Below are 18,403 nucleotides of genomic sequence, written 5' to 3'. Positions count from 1 at the left end.
AAAGAAAAAATATTTTATAACGATAGTAGTTGCATGCTTATTTCATACGATAGTAGTTGCATGCTTATTTCATACAAGTGCATTAATGGGAGTGGTAATCTATTTTCTCTATATGTATTCTCAAAAACAAAGAGAATATATAAAAATTGCTAATTTTAAGTTATCTGGCTCTCTTGCTCCAGTTAAAGTCTTTATATACGGATGTATCGTGTTGCTTTCACTAAATGTAATTGCGGTTTTGTTAAGAACCTTTGGATTGGCAAAATATGCGGGTTATATCCAAGGAAATGGGTCGATTTATCTTATGCCAAATCAAATTATACTTCGTTTGCCAATAATTATACTACTCATAATTAGGTGGAGAAGGATACTGACAGAGGATGAACTTACTCCGTTTTATGGATCAATGCTTGTGTTGGATTTGTTGGCTTCACAATTGATTAGTATTAACGTGTATGCATTTAGAATTGCATCCTTTTTTTCTGAATACAACATGCTCTCATATTCGGCATTGGTTTATGCTGGAAATAGAAAATATCGAACAAATCGATATGTGACTTTATTATATGTGCTAGCATATATGGTGTATTACTGGATATCTTATTATGTCATAACAGGAACTCATGCAACTTTCCCATATATGTTTGCCTAAAAGTGATGTGGAAAGGAAGTAATATATGGTTGGATTATTAACATTAGATTCGAGAATATATAATTATGGCGGATTTTTGCAGGAAATGGCATTACAGGATGCCATTAATAGCCTTGGTTATGAGTGTGAGATTATTGATTATGAAGTTAGTCAAGAGTTTAATACGTTTAGTTTGAAAAGAGGAATCAAGAATTTTTCTTTTGATAAGATAAAGAAAAAGTTGACAAAAGAAAAAACGATTCTGCTGTCCAATCCAGTTTCTGATTTGATTACAAAGCGCAAAAGAGCGTTTGATAAATATAGAGCACATAATCTTGTACTATCAAAAAAAATGAGTTATAGCGATTTGCATAGTATTGATCTAAACTATGAACAACTCGTTTGTGGAAGTGATCAAATTTGGAATCCAGATTATAATATTCCAGCTTTTTTCTTGAATTTTGGAAGAAAAGATTGCAGAAAAATTATCTATGCAGCAAGTATTGGAAAAGGTCAACTTTCTTGCCTTGAAAAGAAAACATATTCGAAACTATTAGAGTTTCCAGACTATATTTCGGTACGAGAAGATTCAGCTCAGAAGCTTATTTCAAGCATAACAGAGAAAAATGTGGAATTGGTTTTGGATCCAACATTGCTACATCAACAAGAATATTGGATGAAAAAGGCTGATGATTCATCTTTGAATCATAGAAACTACATTTTTTGCTATTTTTTAAATCTGACTGACGAAAAAGTGAAATCCGCTAATGACTTTGCAAAAAAAAATAACTGTGAAGTTATAGCAATACCTTATCTTCATAATGAGGTGGAAAAGTATACAGAAAAATTGGAGGGAAAACTTCTTTCAGAAGTGAATCCTGCTGACTTTCTTAATTTGATTCGTAATGCGGAAGCTGTTATAACAGACTCTTTTCACGCAACAGTCTTTTCAATTATTTTCCAAAAAGATTTTTGGTGTTTTGGACGCAATGCAGGAACTTATAACATGAATACACGCCTTCATACTTTGCTCGGCTATGTTGAAATGCAGGATAGGTTGATTGAGCCAGACGATTTGAAAAATAAAATGCATTGTACACATGTGGATATTGATTTGCATAATTTAAAAATTGAGCAGAAGGAATCTATTGCATTTTTGAGTAATGCTCTTGAAATATCGTAAGTATATATGTGCTGGAGGTGGTAAAAAAAGTGTATATAAATCAAAGAAAAGCAGGGGTTATTCTTTCCTATGCAGGACAGTTAGCCAAAATCCTTATCAGCATAATCTACACTCCAATTATGCTTCGACTGCTGGGGCAGAGCGAATACGGACTTTATCAGTTGGTCTATTCTGTCGTTTCCTATTTGAGTTTATTGAGTTTGGGCTTTAGTAGCTCCTATATGAGATTCTATTCTCGCTATAAAGCACAGAAAGATGAAGATGGCGTGGCACGGCTAAATGGAATGTTCCTATTGATATTTGCGTCACTTTCGGTTGTATGTATTTTATGTGGTTGTGTGATGTTGGGGAATATCAGGGCAATTTTTGGTAGCGGTTTGACAGATTCTGAATATGCTACTGCAAAAGTTTTAATGGCTCTGCTTGTTGTTAATCTTGCATTAACATTTCCAAATAGCGTATTTACATGTGCAATTACAGCGCATGAGAGATTCTTATTTCAGAAATTTCTGATTTTGATTCAGAATATATGTAATCCATTACTGGCAATACCACTACTTATTATGGGATACGGATCCATAGGAATGGTTTCGGTAACAACATTTTTGACACTGCTCGTATTGGTTATGAACATATACTATTCTTTCCATAATCTTCATATTAGATTCTGCTTTAGAGGATTTCAAGCTAGCTTACTCAAAGAAATGTGGGTGTTCACATTTTTTATCTTTATAAACCAAATTATTGATCAGATAAATTGGAGTGTAGATAAATTCCTATTAGGTAGATTCGCTGGCACAACAGCAGTAGCAGTTTATGGAGTCGGTGGACAGATTAATTCCATGTACATTGAGTTCTCATCATCTGTTTCAAATGTTTTTGTCCCAAAGGTAAATCGTATTGTTGCAGAAGCTGGTGATGATAGAGAACTGACAAAACTCTTTACAAAGGTTGGACGTATTCAATTCATAATACTTGGCCTGATATTGTCGGGTTTTACCTTCTTTGGTATTCCTTTTATAAAAATTTGGGCTGGTCCAGAATATGGAGCTTCATATGCTGTGGTATTGCTGTTAATTATTCCGGTTACAGTTCCATTAATACAAAATTTGGGAATCGAAATTCAACGTGCAAAAAACATGCATAAAGTAAGAGCAGTTGTCTATTTGGCAATCGCAATTGCCAATGTATTTATTAGCATTCCGCTTATTAAAATTATGGGACCGGCTGGTGCAGCGCTTGGAACCGCAATTTCTCTGATTGCTGGAAATGTTATTTTTATGAACTGGTATTATCATGCTCGTATTGGAATGAATATGTTTTATTTCTGGAAAGAAATTGCGAAATTCGTTCCGGCATTAATCGGACCATGCGTGGTTGGCATTATCATTATGAACTTTGCAAATATTATGGGACTTGTTAAATTGGGAGTATTTGCAATTGTCTATACAGTTGTGTACGGACTCTCAATGTATTTCTTAGGAATGAATGAAGAAGAAAAGCAGCTTGTTATGGGTCCAATTAGAAAAATTTTAAGGAAATAAAGAGATGAAAGAAAAGAAAGAAAATTGGCAAAGCATCCGGGGAATCTGTATATTGGTGGTTGTATTGATTCATTCCTTAGGCGGATTTAATTATTCTACTAGATATGGTACAGAGTTCGTTGTTCTTCGCCAGATCATCAATTTTGCAGTTGCTACATTTGTTTTTATGGCCGGTTATTTTGTGAATGTCGATGCCTTGTCTGATAAAGAATTCAGTTATAAACACTGGATAATTTATCGGGGGGGGGAGCGACTGTGTATCCCATTTATGATTTGGTCGCTACTGTATAGTGGACTTGAGCTACTAAAAATCGTACACAGTGGCAATGAGATTCATTGGTTGGGATTTGTTTACCGATTTATTGTTGGAAAGTCAGCAACTCCATTTTACTATATTGTTGTTTTGGTGCAGCTTACGGTGATTACACCTTGGCTAGTCAAAACAGTAAAACAAAATGGAGTTATCAGTAAAATTCTATGGTTAGTAACGCCGCTTTACTTAATGTATTTGTACGCTTGGAATTATATAGTTGGTATCTCACCGCGTCTATATGAAACATTATTTCCAGCATGGTTTGGCTTTTATTATTTAGGAATTCATGTGCGCTGTGGATGGAAATTGAAATGCAATGGATATGCGGCGGCAGGTGCGCTCGCATTAAGTTGCGTTGAAGCGGTTGGATTGAGAGCAGTGGGATTTGATATTGGATTCTATACGAGTCAGATAACAGTTGGTTCATTTCTTTATGCTGTTACCATAATTGGCTGGCTTCTAAAGAAAAATGAAAATAATCGTAGTGGCTGTCGCTTGCTATCAAAGATAGGAGATTGCTCATATGGAATTTTCTATATTCACATGGCAGTGCTGATGATTGTTGGTAGAATTATAGAATGTGAAAACTGGTATGCTTATTGGGCATTGCGATTTGTACTGACATCATTCATTAGTTACATCGTAGTTCATCTTGCTCAGATGACATTGAAGAACCATAAAAAATTGTTGCGGTATATTGGATTTGTATAAAAGGTACTGGAAGAGGAGGATACACTAGTGAAGCCAGAAAAAGTATATGCTTGTTATAGTAAAGATAAAGATGTGAGATTGAGCAGTTCTTCTGGAGCGGTATTTTCTTCTCTGGCAGAGTATGTGCTTAATAAGAATGGCATTATTTATGGTGTCGCGATGTCTGAAGACTGCTATTCGGCAGAATTTATTGCAGTTACGGATCGAAGCGAACTAATAAAACTCCGTGGATCAAAATACCTGCAAGCAAAAGTTGGGGATACATTTAAGAAAGTTAAGGTAGAATTGCAAGCAGGAAAACTTGTGTTATTTACAGGAACAGGTTGCCAAGTAAACGGGTTAAAGAAGTTTTTGGGAAAAGATTATGAAAACTTAATCTGCATGGATGTGATTTGTCACGGAGCACCATCACCTGCATTGTGGAGAGAATACGCACAATATCAAGAAAAAAAGTCTGGTGGAAAGCTGAAAGGAATTAACTTTCGCTGCAAGGATGAAAGTTGGACTGATTTTGGCATGAAGGAAGTTTTGGAAAATATTCCAGAAGATTCCGTAAAAAAGTTTTATATATCTAAAGATAAAGACTCATATATGCAAATGTTTCTGAGAGATTACTGCCTACGTCCTTCTTGCTATGAGTGTGTGGCTAAAAAAGAGAAAATGTCTGATTTAACAGTCGCGGACTTCTGGGGAATTAAAGAAGCTGCCCCGGAAATGAATGATGGGTTAGGAACCTCTCTCGTATTGATTCGAACCCAAAAAGGAAAAGAAATATTTAACTACATCAGTTGCAAAATGAAATTAAAAGAGGTGACATATGAAGCTGGTGTAAAAGGAAATCCTGCTGAATACAAGTCATGTGCAAGGCCGTCACAAAGAGATACTTTTTTTGATGATATGCACACAATGAGTTTCGAAGAGCTGGAAGGAAAGTATGCTGCTCCGATAAAATATTCCTTGAAAACAAGAGCAAAAAGGAAAGTAAAGAAAATAATTAAAAATATGCTTCAAGTAATCGGGGGGGGGGCAGAGAGTAATATAGAATATGGATTACTCTTTGTACTTCGTGTTTGATTGTAAGGAGAATAAAAAATGTCAAAATACTTTGGAACAGACGGCTTCCGTGGAGAAGCCGGAATTACATTAACAGCGGATCACGCCTATAAGGTTGGTCGCTTCTTAGGCTGGTATTATAATGCTCTCCGTGAGCGCAACGGTGACACCGATCCTGCTCGTATTGTTATTGGTAAGGATACCCGCCGCAGCTCGTACATGTTCGAGTACAGCCTTGTGGCTGGTCTGACCGCTTCTGGTGCAGATGCCTATTTGCTCCATGTTACCACTACTCCATCTGTGGCGTACATCGCTCGCGTGGATGACTTTGATTGCGGCATTATGATCTCCGCCAGTCACAATCCGTACTACGACAATGGCATCAAGCTAATCGACTGCTATGGCGAGAAAATGCCTGAGGAAACTCTGCTGTTGGTGGAGGACTATATTGACGGCAAACTCCATGTCTTTGATAAGGACTGGCCAGAGCTGCCCTTTGCTCATCGTGAGCACATCGGCTGCACTGTGGACTATGTGGCAGGTCGCAACCGCTACATGGGCTACCTGATCTCGCTAGGCATCTACTCCTTTAAGGGTGTCAAGGTCGGTTTGGATTGCGCTAATGGTAGCTCCTGGAATATCGCAAAGTCCGTGTTCGATGCGCTTGGCGCAGATACCTATGTCATCAATAATAATCCGAATGGGCTGAACATCAATAACAATGCAGGTTCAACCCATATCGAGGGCCTTCAGAAGTTTGTTGTGGAGAAGGGCTTGGATGTTGGTTTTGCTTACGATGGTGATGCCGACCGTTGCCTGTGCGTGGACGAAAAGGGCAATGTTATCACTGGCGATCATATCCTTTACATTTACGGTTGCTACATGAAGGAACGTGGTAAGCTGTTAAATAATACTGTTGTTACCACAGTTATGTCCAACTTTGGTCTCTACAAGGCTTTCGATGAGCAAGGTATCGGTTACGCTAAGACCGCTGTCGGCGATAAGTATGTTTATGAGTATATGGCCAAGAACGGCTGCCGTATCGGCGGTGAGCAAAGCGGCCATATCATCTTCTCCAAGTATGCGAGCACTGGTGATGGTATTCTGACCAGCCTGAAAATGATGGAAGTCATGCTGGCTAAGAAGAAGCCGATTAGTGAGCTGGCAGCACCGCTGAAGATTTATCCGCAGGTGTTGGAAAATGTCCGTGTGACCGATAAGAAAGCTGCACAGAATGATCCTGTTGTTCAGGAAGCTGTGTCTAAGGTTGCTGAAGCACTGGGCGATACTGGTCGTATTCTGGTGCGTGAGTCCGGCACTGAGCCTGTGGTGCGTGTCATGGTGGAAGCACCAGATCATGATACTTGCCAGAAGTATGTTGACGAAGTGGTTAATGTGATCTGCGAAAAGGGATATAAGGCGTAAAGTCAATGACGACTCTGGCAATTACCCGGAGTCGTTTTGCATAAGAGGGAAAGTATAATAGACGAGAGAAGTAAATATCGGGAGGGATAAATCTATGTGTGGAATCGTTGGTTTTACAGGAAACCGACAGGCAGCACCGATCCTGCTGGATGGTCTGTCGAAACTGGAATATAGAGGATATGATTCGGCCGGACTGGCTGTCCGTGATGGAGAGAATCTGGCACAAGTCGTGAAAGCAAAGGGTCGTCTGTCCAATTTGATCGAAAAGACAGATGGCGGTAAGGCATTGAAAGGAACCTGTGGTATCGGACATACCCGCTGGGCTACCCACGGTGAGCCGAGCCAGACAAATGCACATCCGCATGTATCTGGTAATTGCACCAGATCTGGTTCCGGCCCGGTCGAATCCGAGGTCGTTGGTGTACATAACGGTATTATTGAGAACTATACCGAACTGAAGGAAAAGCTGCTGAAGCACGGTTACACTTTCTACAGTCAGACCGATACGGAAGTAGTTGTTAAACTGGTTGATTACTATTATAAGAAGTATAACCTTGGCCCCATCGATGCTATTGCGAAGACAATGGTTCGTGTCCGTGGTTCCTATGCTTTGGAGCTGATGTTCCGTGACTATCCGGGCGAGATCTGGGTGGCGCGTAAGGACAGCCCCATGATCATCGGCATTGCTAACGAAGAAACTTATGTAGCTTCGGATGTTCCGGCAATCCTGAAATACACTCGCAATGTGTATTATATTGGAAACCTTGAGTTTGCAAAACTTGTTCCGGGTGAGGCTCATTTCTATGACCTGAATGGTGATGAAATCGAAAAGCAGACCACCGAGATCAAGTGGGATGCAGAAGCGGCTGAAAAGAGCGGCTTTGAGCATTTCATGATGAAAGAGATCCATGAGCAGCCGAAAGCTGTCCAAGATACTCTTAATTCCGTAATCAAGAACGGAGTTATCGATCTGTCCAGCGTGGAGATTACCGAAGATGAGATTAAGAATTTCGAGCAGATTTATATTGTTGCTTGTGGTTCTGCATGGCATGTGGGCATGGCTGCTCAGTATGTGCTGGAAGATATGGCAGACATCCCGGTGCGTGTGGAACTTGCCTCTGAGTTCCGCTACCGTAAGATGCCGCTCAATCAGAAGGCACTGGTGATCGTTGTTAGCCAGTCTGGTGAGACAGCGGATACACTGGCAGCATTGCGTCTTGCAAAAGAAAAGGGCATCACCACAATGGCAATCGTTAATGTGGTGGGCAGCAGCATCGCGCGTGAAGCGGATAAAGTGTTCTACACACTTGCTGGACCGGAAATCTCTGTTGCTACGACAAAGGCATACAGTGCACAGCTTGCCGCTATGTACTGCCTGGCAGTGCAGTTTACGAAGGTCAGAGGCAAAATCACGGATGAGCAGTACAGCTATTATATTTCTGAACTGCAGACTATTCCGGAGAAGATACAGAAGATTCTGGAAGACAAAGAGCGTATCCAGTGGTTTGCGGCAAAGTACGCCAACGCTCATGATGTGTTCTTTGTTGGTCGTGGTATCGACTATGCAGTCAGCCTGGAAGGCAGCTTGAAGCTGAAAGAAATCAGCTATATCCACTCCGAGGCATACGCAGCAGGTGAGCTGAAGCACGGCACTATCAGCCTGATTGAGCAGGGAACACTGGTCATCGGTGTGCTAACTCAGAGTGAACTGTATGAGAAGACTGTAAGCAATATGCTGGAGTGCAAGAGCCGTGGGGCTTATCTGATGGGACTGACTACTTATGGCAAGTACGAGATTGAAGATCAAGTGAACTTCACAGTCTATGTCCCGAAGGTAGACGAGCATTTCATTGGCAGTCTGGCCGTGATTCCGCTGCAGTTGCTGGGATACTATGTATCTGTGGCAAAGGGCCTCGATGTGGATAAGCCGAGAAACCTTGCAAAGAGTGTGACGGTGGAGTGATTGGATATGGAAAGAGAAATACCAGTACTATATAAAAGAAAAGAAGATTGTTGCGGATGCACAGCCTGTTATGCTATCTGTCCGAAAGAAGCTATATCTATGGTGGAAGACGAAGAAGGCTTTGAATATCCACAGATAGATGAAAGTAAATGTGTTCGTTGCTATCAGTGCATTAAGGTATGCCCAATTAAAGCAGCACGAGCACAGTAAGGAGAGATTATGAACACAACATTACTTATCATGGCGGCCGGAATCGGCAGCCGATTTGGAACAGGAATAAAATAGTTGAAGCCGGTCGATGATGCTAACCATATCATCATGGACTACTCAATTCACGATGCGATTGAGGCTGGTTTCAAGCATGTGGTATTTATTATCCGTAAGGATATCGGGAAGGAGTTCAAAGAGGCCATCGGTGATCGTATTGCCGCTATTTGCTCTTCTCATAATGTAACTGTTGACTATGCTTTCCAAGATATTAACGATATTCCAGGAGAACTTCCGGCAGGCCGGACAAAGCCGTGGGGAACCGGTCAGGCTGTGCTTGCTGCGAAAAATGTGATTGAGACTCCGTTCATTGTGATCAATGCAGATGATTACTATGGCAAGGAAGGTTTCAAGGTAAGCGCCAAATAATAATGCGGTTAGATACAAGATTACTCCAGCCCTTTACGAGTTGGAGTAATTCACTATAATTCACATGCGATTTTTGCTAGATTGGAGTTTTTCACTCCAAGGTGCCAGTTCCGCCAGCTGTTCATCGGTCATATTTTTACTCGGTCGGTTCTCCAGCAGAAATTTAAGATATCCGTAGATGTTCAGCCATGTGCTTTGGCCATCTCAACCATTGTGTAGACTACTGCGCTGGCATTCGCTCCGTCCACGGAACTGCTGAACAGCCAGTTTTTTCGCCCCACTGCGAACGGACGGATCGCATTCTCACTGAGATTATTGGTAAAGCTGCACCGCCCGTCTTCCAGATAGGTTTCCGCTATATCACGCCTGTTGAGAACATAATTCACGGCTTTATCCAGCCGGGTATTCCGGACGGGCTTTTGCTGGTCAAGCCACGGCCAGAAAGCCTCCAGAACAGGTTTTTCCTTCTCGAGACGCAGTTGTTTCCGCTTTTCATAATTACCGGGATACTTTTTGTTAATGGAGTCTTCCATGGCAAACAACCGATTGCAGTACTGGACTCCCTGTACTGCAGGCTGGCTGTAATCATACTGCTTCCCTTTGGGAACAGCGTCGATAAAGTAGCGGCGGATATGTGCCCAACAGGAGCAGCGCCTGATCCCAGGCAGACTGTTATAACCCTGATAGCCGTCCGTTTCCAGATATCCGCTGTAGCCTTCCAGAAACTCCTTTGCATGGCTGCCGCTCCTGGTCGGGGAATAGCCATACAGGATGATCTCCGCAAGTCCGCCCTCACCGCTTCGGAACAGCCACATGAATGACTGGGTCTGTGGACACATTGGGTCTGACCCCATAAAGAAATAAAGATGCTGTGGCAAATTTTAATAAGGATTATGTAAAAACATCTATATTTCCAAGAGAAATGGGAAGAAAAATCGGGCAGGCAGAAGAAATTTGTCATGCCAGTGATTATGATGATTTCTATATTGCAAGTAAAGAAGAATCTGAACGACAGATTTTGGCTGCTGATGAATTTATAATTTTAGCAGAGAAATATTGCGTAGAACAGCTGGATCGACAGGAAGAATGATAATATGAATGATGATGAAAAGATTACAGCATTTAGAGACTTGATAGAATCAGAAAAGAAAAAACGTAGGGTTAGCCACAATGTGTTCAACGTGATGTCAACTTAACACAAATAAGACAATAAGCAGCACAAGCATGCAAGCGAAAATGGAACAAGAGTACCGACGTTGTTGGAAGTGCAAACATGGGGTCAGCCCAGTACGATTTGCCTCTTACGATTTTCTTACAGAATGTTGATTCGTTAGAACATGTACAGTAAGCGCTTTATATTCTAGCGTCAGATAAAACAAATACTTGCGCCATGCTAGACGCAAGTATTTTACTACATTTATTATTTCTGGCAACTCACTTTCACACTGTCACTCCACGGTGCCAATTCGGATAACTGTTCATCCGTCATTTTGGCATTGGGCCGATGTTCCAGCAGATATTCCAGGTAGCGGTAAACATTCAAACCATTAGCTTTCGCCATCTCTACCATTGTGTAGGTAAGAGCGCTCGCTTCAGCACCTTTTGAACTGGAACTGAATAACCAGTTCTTTCGACCAACGGTAAATGGACGGATCGCATTCTCACTTAAGTTATTGGAAAAACTGCAATGGCCATCTTCCAGATACATCATCAGCGACTCTTTTCTGAAAGCACATTGGGGTCAGACCCCCTTACGATTTCGATCCTAACGATTTCAACAGAGTGATGTATCATCAGCGCAGTACCGATGCAGATGAGCGCATGAAGCAGCTCTTAACGGATACGGATAAACTTCTTGCCCTGTGTGAGTCTGATTACAATGATTCAACAGAGTATGATCTGTTTGTCAGATGCCTGTCAGAACAGACCATTGTTGAAAATGAAAACCGAAGACTCCGCACGAAAGAAGACGGCGGCATGAAATCAACCATGCTGCAGAATCCTTCTGACCCTGAAGCGACAATCCGGAATAAAGCAGGAAAAGAGCATCGAGGATATGCTGCTAATCTTGAAGAATCTGTTGGAGCCAATGGTTCTGTTGTAACAGAGTACCAGTATGAGCAAAACAACCATAGTGACAGTCAGTTTATCCAGGAGCACCTTGAGCAGATGGATAACCAGGAAGAACGGACTGTTATAGTCACGGATGGAGCATATAGTGGAACAGAAAACACACAACTTGCAGCTTATAAACAAGATAAAGGAAGTGGCAATACACTCCAGTTGAATAGTCAGGTTGCAGGATAAATATTAAAAGTCCATAGTATCTGAATTGTATTGAACCGCGATATTAAAAGAAAGGGAACATGTGATAATTAATTTCTTAATTATTATACAAGGATAGTGAAATGAAACTTACATCAGATGAAAAAAGAAAAGTCATAAATTGTTGCAAAGAAAATTTGATTTCTGACTATAATTTTGATCCAACACAAGAGTATGAAAGCCAATGGTTTGTTAGAAAATTTGATTTTCTAAATAACAAGAAATTGGGTGAACATTTAGGTGATGAGTTTTATCAGGCGCGCTTCACCTATACCTTAATGCAGACATTAAGTTTGACAATGGCAAAAAATAAAGGGATAGTTAAATTTCAGATTATTCAGTATGCGTCAATTTGTGAAGCATTGCTAAACTATACGTTAGAATGTTATCATAAAGACGAGTTTGAAAAAAAATATGCCGCACAGACATATACAGACGTACCTTCAGCTTTATCGTCAAAAACCCAAATTATATATGATGGTAAACCCTTGTATTTATGCCGTCAAAAAGTCGACAAAGCTAAAATAACATGGACATCTAATCCAGCTAAGGCTGTATTTGCGCTGGAAAAAGGTATTTTGACAGAAGATACCCAAAAGCAATATTGTGAGTTATATGAATTACGGAATAATGCACATATATTAAAAGCAGCCACAGCAGACTACTACCCTAAACTTAAAGAAGCTAGTGCGGCGTATGAGCTAACTTTTAGGTTCATAGCCGAAATTAAGGCATACTTTACTAAACATCAACAAAACAAATAATAAGTAAATACTCCGGGGTCAGACCCCATAAAGAAAAAAATAAACATTTCTAAAGAAATTATAAACAAAACAAGGGGAGCGGAAGCTCCCTACGCTGCTCAAATCTTCACACACCTCTCCGTACTCATCTCAGGGGTCAGGCACCGTTAACAAAGTGTGAACAAAAGTTCGAATAATGTCGAAAGGTGTCGAATTTGGTCAAACGAAAAAGGTTGCAAAGCATTAGGTGCCAGCCCCCTGGTACTAAACTGTAAACGCAAAATGGAATACTCCGGGGTCAGACCCCATAAAGAAAGAATAAACATTTCTCCCTGTGTGTTAGGATAGTTGTCAGTGAAAGATAATTACTTTTGTGGTAGTATAGAGCTATCACGGAAAAGGAGCTTTCACTATGAACTATAGTCCAGAATTAAAGGATACACTCCTTCGGAGAATGCTTCCACCAAACAATGAATCTATTACCAAGATATCCAGAGAAGAAGGAATCTCTGAACAGACACTTCGTAACTGGTGGGATAAAGCCAGAAAGGAAGGCTATGCCGCTCCTGGTACGGATGCTGTTCCTGATGACTGGAGTACACAGGATAAATTTTTAGTTGTTGTTGAAACAGCAAGTATGAATGAAACGGAACTTGCCGAGTATGCCCGTAAAAAGGGGCTTTATGTCGAGCAGATCAAAGCCTGGAAAGATGCCTGTATGAATGCAAATGGTGGCATCGCTAAAGAAGCTTCCCGGCTTAACCGCGAACTCAAGGATTCTGAGAAAGAACGCAGAAAACTCGAGAAAGAATTACAGCGCAAGGAAAAGGCTCTTGCAGAAGCAGCTGCCTTACTTGTACTGTCAAAAAAAGCAAATGCGATCTGGGGGGATTCAGAGGACGAATGATCAGCGCCTCATGATGCACATTGGGGTCAGCCCCCCTTACGATTTTCTTAAATTCCCCGACAAAGTTTGAAAAATATTATCATTTATGATATGATTCATGAAAAACAAGCACGGGAAAAAATATATGAAGTATAATCTCGAAATGAATAAAATGGATTATCAAAAAGAAAAAGAAAACCGGAAGAAGCGATTGGAAGCGTATGCGGAAGAAATCCAAAAAAGCACGCTGAAAAAATCAGCAGAAGTGATAGAACAACTGGTGGAAGAAAGACACCGTCAGGGAATGACGCAGCAGGATTTGTCGGATCTTACAGGTATTTTGCCGCCCAATCTGGCACGTCTGGAAAGTGGAACAAGAGTACCGACGCTGGTTGTGTTAGAAAAATACGCATCAGCTTGGGATGCATATGCAAGCACAGTGGGTCAGACCCCATAAAGAAAACTGGAAGTACCAAAAAGTTTCTTCGTGAGATATTCAATCTGCTGACGAAGGTTTTCTTTTTCCAGCCAGTCTGCTTCCAATGTTTTTTGTAAAGACTGGATCAGTTCTGTCTGTGTGGAAATCGTCTTATTCAGTTGGTTGATCATGTCCTTGTACGCAAGGATTTTTGAATCTTTTGAATTGCCAGCCATATGTTTTCTGCTCCTTTTTCACTGCTCTTATTATACCATAAAAAGCAAAAACAAATATTGGGGTCAGACCCCCCTTACAATTTTCCAGGAGATCAGTATAGCAATCGAACTGGAACGCTGCATTATGATCTGCCAGTATATGTAGGGAAAATCGATGCATTTCATAAGCAATTTCGGTTGAACGGTGAACTTTTAGAAATTACACCAGATGACTGGATGCCAGATTTCTTGGGAGAAACTGATATCCAGCGGAAAAGGCGAATCGCATACGAGAAAATTATGAAGTATGTAGATTGAAAAAATATCGTAAAGACAAGGGAGGTCGAAAATAATGTCACGATCAAATTATAGAAATCTCATAATTATAGGTAATGGATTTGACTGCTGGCAGGGCATCCCAACATCATATGAAAAATTCAGAGTTTATTACAAGGAACATATTGCAGAAGTTGCAAGTAAGCTTGGATACAGCTTTTATACAATAAAAGATACTGCTGGAATAGAAAAGAAGGTCACTGCGGTCGAACTGATATACAGAAATCCGTTTGAGCCAGATCAGCTGGAAAATGATTTTTTCTGGAATTTGGAAGCGAGAATGGACAAGATAGATGATCAGATTATAAACCTGTATTTTGGAAGAAATGTAGAAGGAAGAAAAAAACTAAGCCAAGCGGTTGATGAAGCCATACGCTTTTACGCCGATTGTTCTGCGATTGGGTTATGACATTTAATATAGAGGAAAAAAACAGTGGTTTTAGATTTCCAGATGATTGTTTTATCATAAACTTTAATTATACAGATACATTGGAAAAACGGTTTGGCGTGAAATCTAAAAATGACTTTCATATTCATGGGGTTGCAACTGATCCAGAATCGATTGTTGTTGGTCATTCCACACATCCAGAAGAACCATTCAAAGAGTTAATTGAACGAAAAATAACGGAGCCGTTAGATCCAACAAAGGGATTGCCAAGAATTGATGGATTATATGCGGTGGAAGATGCCCTCTACCGAACAGACAAACATACAGCAGATCGGATTGATGCTTTGTGTGTTGCACTGATGAAGAACGGAGTCCATATCGAAGATATAGAGAATGTTTATGTTTTGGGGCATTCTTTTGCAGAAGCAGATATGCCGTATTTTGAATTCATTGATGCTATCACACGGTGTGGATGCAACTATGAAAAATTGTCTGCTGTAGGACACATCAATCTAGGCCTTTTGCAATCTTTTGAGGAAGATGGCGGTGAGCAGTGCTTCTTGGATTTTATGGTGCGAAATTTTCAGTATGCTACGCACCACAGAAGGCGTATGCTTCCAAGTGTAGAAGACATCTTTGCAAATGAAGATAAAGACACATTGCCATATTCGGAAAGAGATGCGAAAGATGCTGTAATGCAGAGATTTTGGCTTGAGCAGGCAGGAAGAACTCAAAATGTGTTGAACGAATTGTCAAAACAATATGGTGTTCCAATTCCAGAAGGCTGTCATTCCATATTGGATTATATGGATTATGTTGACTACGGGCATGACCAGAGAAAAAGAAATGCATCGTGGCATGTCAGCTGTTTTTCCGATGCGGATAGAAAAAGAGTTAAAAAAGTACTAAAAGACTTCCGAGTAAAAAACTACACGATGCATGCCATGATAGATGATTGCATCGCAGACTTCGCATTATAAGGCGGGATATTTAGTAAGATATCTGGGGCCAGACCCTCTTTCAGCAACATAGGATAGGAGTGATCGGATGAGTGCAATTGAAGAATTACTTAATCAGATAATAATGCGCGGATGGGAATGGATTTGGAGTGTATCATGGTACTGGATACCAGCAGGACTAGGATTTGCATTTCGATTTGGATTATTGAAATACAAAATATGGGATTCAGAAATGCGAGTCAAAGTAATCTTAAGAGATATCGGAATTATTTTCGGACTAACAATATTGTGGTCGGGCTTGAATTCCTATGAATTAGATAGTAATACGGGAGTGATGGTTTTTATCTTGACTTTTGTCTACATTGTATATGGTTTGGCAGAAAGTTGTGAAGACACTGGAGGAAGTACAGAAAGCATATTACTGATTTTAAAAAGTGTTTTATTAACAATGCTCTCATTCCAAGAAATAGGTGGAACTATTTTTGGTGCAATAGTAACAAGTGGAATGGCTGTTATGACATATAAGTTTTGGATTTGTAAAGAAAAGAAGACAGATTTGTTTGAAATAATCTTTTTATGCGCAGAAGCAGTTATTTTGTCTATCATCGGTGAAATATATGCTATACAAGGAATAGGGGTTTTTCTATTTGTATTTTTTGCGGTGAAATATATGCTATACAAGGAATAGGGGTTTTTCTATTTGTATTTTTTGAGGAAACAGCAATATTCTTTTTTAATTATATTGTTAAGTACATAGCGTCTGTATTCTTTGGAGAGGCAGAGGAAAACTATTACTAAAAGTATGAAGTGGTGGAAAAGATAGCGTCTGTATTCTTTGGAGAGGCAGAGGAAAACTATTACTAAAAGTATGAAGTGGTGGAAAAGATGCATAGGAAAGGTGGATACTAATTGAAAGATTTGTAGAGTTTTATTAAGAATTATTCGACAAGAGATTTTATCTATTTTTCTCAGAAATATCAATCGAACTATATAAGAATCAGCAAAATAAGTCAGAAGATGAATTAAAGTGTAGTATTACATTTCCATTGAATGCTATCTTACATGGATTTATACATCGGCAAGTGCAGGTAATGTTGTCAGCATGGGATATTCAAAATATGGCGTATGTCTCTATAGTCAGTGCAAATGATTACAGAAAAGAAATTATGACAAGAGAAAAGGCTGGTACGGTGGTAAATTTGTATAGAGGATATGAGAATGAGCATTCCAATAGCGAATATATCAAAGATGCAAAATTGCCTGATATATTTAAGTTTATGATGGGCATGACATATGAACAGTTTAAGTATCAGAATTTAGCATGGACATACCAGAGCTTTAGCCGAAATTATCATATTTTGCTTGGCTCAAGTAAAATTAGCAGGGATGAGATTGTAGATATAAATGAAATTACAGAAGAATTGTTTGGTATGAGTGCAGACGAGTTTATGACCAATGTACTTTATTTGTTGTGGTTATGCAGTGAGCGTCCCGATCCGTTAGGGGCAGAGGATGATTTATATAAGCACGGGGCAAACAGCATACTCACTAAAGAGAATTTGGAGAAAATTATTAATTATTATTCTGTTACATATGATGATGTAAGGAAGTCTCCAATACAGAAACAATTGTTTTATAGCAAACCTTTTGTGATTACTCAAAAGAACAAAGAGCCGATTATGGTCAGTATGTATTTGGTACAGATGCTCTTTGCAGATGGTTTATATTGGTTAATTCGAGATTATTATTATAAGAATGGTAAGGAAACCGGGTTCATTAATGCTTTTGGCAGAATGTTCGAAGAATATTTTATGGAACTGGCTGAGATTTACCTGACAGAAGATATGTGGCACAAAATCCCAGAACAAGACAAAAAGAGTGCGGATTTCTTTGTAGAATTTGAGGATGCGGTATTCTTGTTTGAATTGAAATCAGGACTGCTTGGAATAAAGGCAAAGCAACAGGCACCAGATGTTCAACAGATTGATACATTTTACAAAAGAAATATTTTAGAAGCACATGAACAACTTAAAATGTCTGAAAAGGAATATCAGGGACAAAAGCCGGTTATTAAAATTTTTTTGCTGTATGAGAGTATGACGAATACGCAAATAGTGATGTCTTCGATACCAGAGATATTTGTTGATGACAGCAGATGTTATATCATGACCATAGAAGACTTGGAGATGATGCTGGCTACATATAAGAACGGTAAAGAAAAGTTTGAAAAGGTAGTAAAAGCATTAGTTACTAATCAGAACAGCAATGCTCAGGTTACGAGTGTTTTACATGTCTTGAACGATTGTGATGCTGTTGGAGATATGCACTTTATTGAAGACAGAGACTATTTTATGAAAATAGCAAAAAGAATGGAAAAGGAGTTGGAGGTATAATGAAATTCCTTTAATACTGTGGTAAAATAGGATATATTAATTCGAAATACTGCGGAGGTAAATATGCTTGATAATAGTATAGGGTGTTATGGAAAATTGGTTTCAGAAGTATTGACAGCAATCTCTCAAGTTATTGGGGAAGAATGTATAAATATATTAAAGATTAACAATATCGATGATTGCTGCCACCCCAGACATAAGGATATCCGATGTACTTCTCCGCCTCGGTAATGAGCGCTGCAAAGGTTTCATCTTCCAGTGCGGAAGGCGGAATATCATAG

17 protein-coding genes and 4 pseudogenes are annotated in these 18,403 nt (G+C 39.6%); 18 read left to right on the top strand and 3 right to left on the bottom strand.

Annotation, left to right across the window (positions count from 1 at the left end):
- The 9 genes and pseudogenes from DWZ60_RS17370 to DWZ60_RS15620 all read left to right on the top strand — a co-directional run.
- Nucleotides 1-652 (top strand): hypothetical protein (locus DWZ60_RS17370; RefSeq protein ID WP_199669429.1); only part of this gene is annotated, 652 nt, incomplete at its 5' end.
- A gap of 25 nt (nucleotides 653-677) precedes the next feature.
- Nucleotides 678-1,814 carry a polysaccharide pyruvyl transferase family protein gene (locus tag DWZ60_RS15655; RefSeq protein ID WP_118659260.1) on the top strand — a complete coding sequence of 379 codons (1,137 nt, stop codon included), beginning with the start codon at nucleotides 678-680 and terminating at the stop codon, nucleotides 1,812-1,814.
- Nucleotides 1,815-1,843: 29 nt separating this feature from the next.
- The gene (locus DWZ60_RS15650) at nucleotides 1,844-3,358 is read left to right on the top strand and encodes a lipopolysaccharide biosynthesis protein (protein WP_118659259.1); all 1,515 of its coding nucleotides are present in this window, start codon (nucleotides 1,844-1,846) and stop codon (nucleotides 3,356-3,358) included.
- Between the two features lie 4 nt (nucleotides 3,359-3,362).
- The gene (locus tag DWZ60_RS15645) at nucleotides 3,363-4,382 is read left to right on the top strand and encodes an acyltransferase (protein ID WP_119222051.1); all 1,020 of its coding nucleotides are present in this window, start codon (nucleotides 3,363-3,365) and stop codon (nucleotides 4,380-4,382) included.
- Between the two features lie 27 nt (nucleotides 4,383-4,409).
- A complete protein-coding gene (locus tag DWZ60_RS15640) occupies nucleotides 4,410-5,456 on the top strand; it encodes a Coenzyme F420 hydrogenase/dehydrogenase, beta subunit C-terminal domain (RefSeq protein WP_119222049.1) in 1,047 nt (348 codons plus the stop codon).
- A gap of 18 nt (nucleotides 5,457-5,474) precedes the next feature.
- Nucleotides 5,475-6,860 (top strand): phosphoglucosamine mutase, encoded by a 1,386-nt coding sequence (gene glmM, locus DWZ60_RS15635; protein WP_119222047.1) that lies wholly within the window; start codon nucleotides 5,475-5,477, stop codon nucleotides 6,858-6,860.
- 94 nt (nucleotides 6,861-6,954) lie between these two features.
- Complete coding sequence (gene glmS, locus DWZ60_RS15630) at nucleotides 6,955-8,823, top strand: glutamine--fructose-6-phosphate transaminase (isomerizing) (RefSeq protein WP_119222045.1); 1,869 nt, start codon at nucleotides 6,955-6,957, stop codon at nucleotides 8,821-8,823.
- 6 nt (nucleotides 8,824-8,829) lie between these two features.
- Nucleotides 8,830-9,033, top strand: coding sequence for a 4Fe-4S binding protein (locus tag DWZ60_RS15625; RefSeq protein WP_082426130.1), 204 nt, complete (start codon nucleotides 8,830-8,832; stop codon nucleotides 9,031-9,033).
- Between the two features lie 9 nt (nucleotides 9,034-9,042).
- Nucleotides 9,043-9,444, top strand: a pseudogene (locus tag DWZ60_RS15620) (sugar phosphate nucleotidyltransferase); the annotation flags it as partial.
- Between the two features lie 75 nt (nucleotides 9,445-9,519).
- On the opposite strand, the pseudogene tnpC reads toward DWZ60_RS15620, so the two are convergent.
- Nucleotides 9,520-10,292 (bottom strand): annotated as a pseudogene (tnpC, locus tag DWZ60_RS15615) (IS66 family transposase); the annotation flags it as partial.
- Nucleotides 10,293-10,330: 38 nt separating this feature from the next.
- Between tnpC and DWZ60_RS15610 the strand changes: the two are divergent.
- On the top strand, nucleotides 10,331-10,549 hold the full coding sequence (locus DWZ60_RS15610; RefSeq protein WP_330422393.1) for a hypothetical protein: 219 nt from the start codon (nucleotides 10,331-10,333) through the stop codon (nucleotides 10,547-10,549).
- A 330-nt stretch (nucleotides 10,550-10,879) separates the two neighbouring features.
- Here DWZ60_RS15610 and DWZ60_RS15605 read toward each other — a convergent pair.
- Nucleotides 10,880-11,185, bottom strand: a pseudogene (locus DWZ60_RS15605) (IS66 family transposase); the annotation flags it as partial.
- A 56-nt stretch (nucleotides 11,186-11,241) separates the two neighbouring features.
- Here DWZ60_RS15605 and DWZ60_RS15600 point away from each other — a divergent pair.
- The 4 genes from DWZ60_RS15600 to DWZ60_RS15585 all read left to right on the top strand — a co-directional run bounded on the left by DWZ60_RS15600 (nucleotide 11,242) and on the right by DWZ60_RS15585 (nucleotide 13,870).
- On the top strand, nucleotides 11,242-11,766 hold the full coding sequence (locus DWZ60_RS15600) for a hypothetical protein (RefSeq protein WP_147397764.1): 525 nt from the start codon (nucleotides 11,242-11,244) through the stop codon (nucleotides 11,764-11,766).
- A gap of 101 nt (nucleotides 11,767-11,867) precedes the next feature.
- Nucleotides 11,868-12,548, top strand: coding sequence for a hypothetical protein (locus tag DWZ60_RS15595; RefSeq protein ID WP_119222041.1), 681 nt, complete (start codon nucleotides 11,868-11,870; stop codon nucleotides 12,546-12,548).
- Between the two features lie 391 nt (nucleotides 12,549-12,939).
- Nucleotides 12,940-13,434: a transposase gene (locus DWZ60_RS15590; RefSeq protein WP_119222039.1), complete on the top strand. Its 495-nt coding sequence runs from the start codon at nucleotides 12,940-12,942 to the stop codon at nucleotides 13,432-13,434.
- A 97-nt stretch (nucleotides 13,435-13,531) separates the two neighbouring features.
- Entirely contained in the window at nucleotides 13,532-13,870 is a 339-nt protein-coding gene (locus DWZ60_RS15585; protein ID WP_243038365.1) for a helix-turn-helix domain-containing protein, read from the top strand.
- A gap of 5 nt (nucleotides 13,871-13,875) precedes the next feature.
- Here DWZ60_RS15585 and DWZ60_RS15580 read toward each other — a convergent pair.
- Nucleotides 13,876-14,067: pseudogene (locus DWZ60_RS15580) on the bottom strand (IS66 family transposase); the annotation flags it as partial.
- A gap of 331 nt (nucleotides 14,068-14,398) precedes the next feature.
- Here DWZ60_RS15580 and DWZ60_RS15570 point away from each other — a divergent pair.
- The 4 genes from DWZ60_RS15570 (at nucleotide 14,399) to DWZ60_RS15555 (ending at nucleotide 18,122) form a co-directional block, all read left to right on the top strand.
- Complete coding sequence (locus DWZ60_RS15570) at nucleotides 14,399-14,791, top strand: AbiH family protein (RefSeq protein ID WP_119222033.1); 393 nt, start codon at nucleotides 14,399-14,401, stop codon at nucleotides 14,789-14,791.
- The gene (locus DWZ60_RS15565; RefSeq protein WP_119222031.1) at nucleotides 14,788-15,750 is read left to right on the top strand and encodes an AbiH family protein; all 963 of its coding nucleotides are present in this window, start codon (nucleotides 14,788-14,790) and stop codon (nucleotides 15,748-15,750) included. Before DWZ60_RS15570 ends, DWZ60_RS15565 begins: the two co-directional genes overlap by 4 nt.
- A gap of 67 nt (nucleotides 15,751-15,817) precedes the next feature.
- Nucleotides 15,818-16,417 (top strand): hypothetical protein, encoded by a 600-nt coding sequence (locus DWZ60_RS15560; protein ID WP_119222029.1) that lies wholly within the window; start codon nucleotides 15,818-15,820, stop codon nucleotides 16,415-16,417.
- Nucleotides 16,418-16,820: 403 nt separating this feature from the next.
- Nucleotides 16,821-18,122, top strand: coding sequence for a hypothetical protein (locus DWZ60_RS15555; protein WP_243038364.1), 1,302 nt, complete (start codon nucleotides 16,821-16,823; stop codon nucleotides 18,120-18,122).
- Nucleotides 18,123-18,403: the final 281 nt, after the last annotated feature.

The sequence above is a fragment of the Blautia sp. AF34-10 genome (assembly GCF_003477865.1).
In the GTDB taxonomy this organism is placed as follows: Bacteria; Bacillota; Clostridia; order Lachnospirales; family Lachnospiraceae; genus Fusicatenibacter; species Fusicatenibacter saccharivorans.
Note: the sequence above shows the minus strand (reverse complement) of the source record. Positions and strands in the feature narration are given on the sequence as shown.

Bases quoted from the DNA above. Each gene is read 5' to 3' on its own strand.
- DWZ60_RS15655 (WP_118659260.1), top strand. From the start codon at position 678: ATGGTTGGATTATTAACATTAGATTCGAGAATATATAATTATGGCGGA.
- DWZ60_RS15645 (WP_119222051.1), top strand. From the start codon at position 3,363: ATGAAAGAAAAGAAAGAAAATTGGCAAAGCATCCGGGGAATCTGTATA.
- glmM (WP_119222047.1), top strand. From the start codon at position 5,475: ATGTCAAAATACTTTGGAACAGACGGCTTCCGTGGAGAAGCCGGAATT.
- glmS (WP_119222045.1), top strand. From the start codon at position 6,955: ATGTGTGGAATCGTTGGTTTTACAGGAAACCGACAGGCAGCACCGATC.
- DWZ60_RS15625 (WP_082426130.1), top strand. From the start codon at position 8,830: ATGGAAAGAGAAATACCAGTACTATATAAAAGAAAAGAAGATTGTTGC.
- DWZ60_RS15595 (WP_119222041.1), top strand. From the start codon at position 11,868: ATGAAACTTACATCAGATGAAAAAAGAAAAGTCATAAATTGTTGCAAA.
- DWZ60_RS15590 (WP_119222039.1), top strand. From the start codon at position 12,940: ATGAACTATAGTCCAGAATTAAAGGATACACTCCTTCGGAGAATGCTT.
- DWZ60_RS15585 (WP_243038365.1), top strand. From the start codon at position 13,532: ATGAAAAACAAGCACGGGAAAAAATATATGAAGTATAATCTCGAAATG.
- DWZ60_RS15570 (WP_119222033.1), top strand. From the start codon at position 14,399: ATGTCACGATCAAATTATAGAAATCTCATAATTATAGGTAATGGATTT.
- DWZ60_RS15565 (WP_119222031.1), top strand. From the start codon at position 14,788: ATGACATTTAATATAGAGGAAAAAAACAGTGGTTTTAGATTTCCAGAT.
- DWZ60_RS15560 (WP_119222029.1), top strand. From the start codon at position 15,818: ATGAGTGCAATTGAAGAATTACTTAATCAGATAATAATGCGCGGATGG.
- DWZ60_RS15555 (WP_243038364.1), top strand. From the start codon at position 16,821: ATGTTGTCAGCATGGGATATTCAAAATATGGCGTATGTCTCTATAGTC.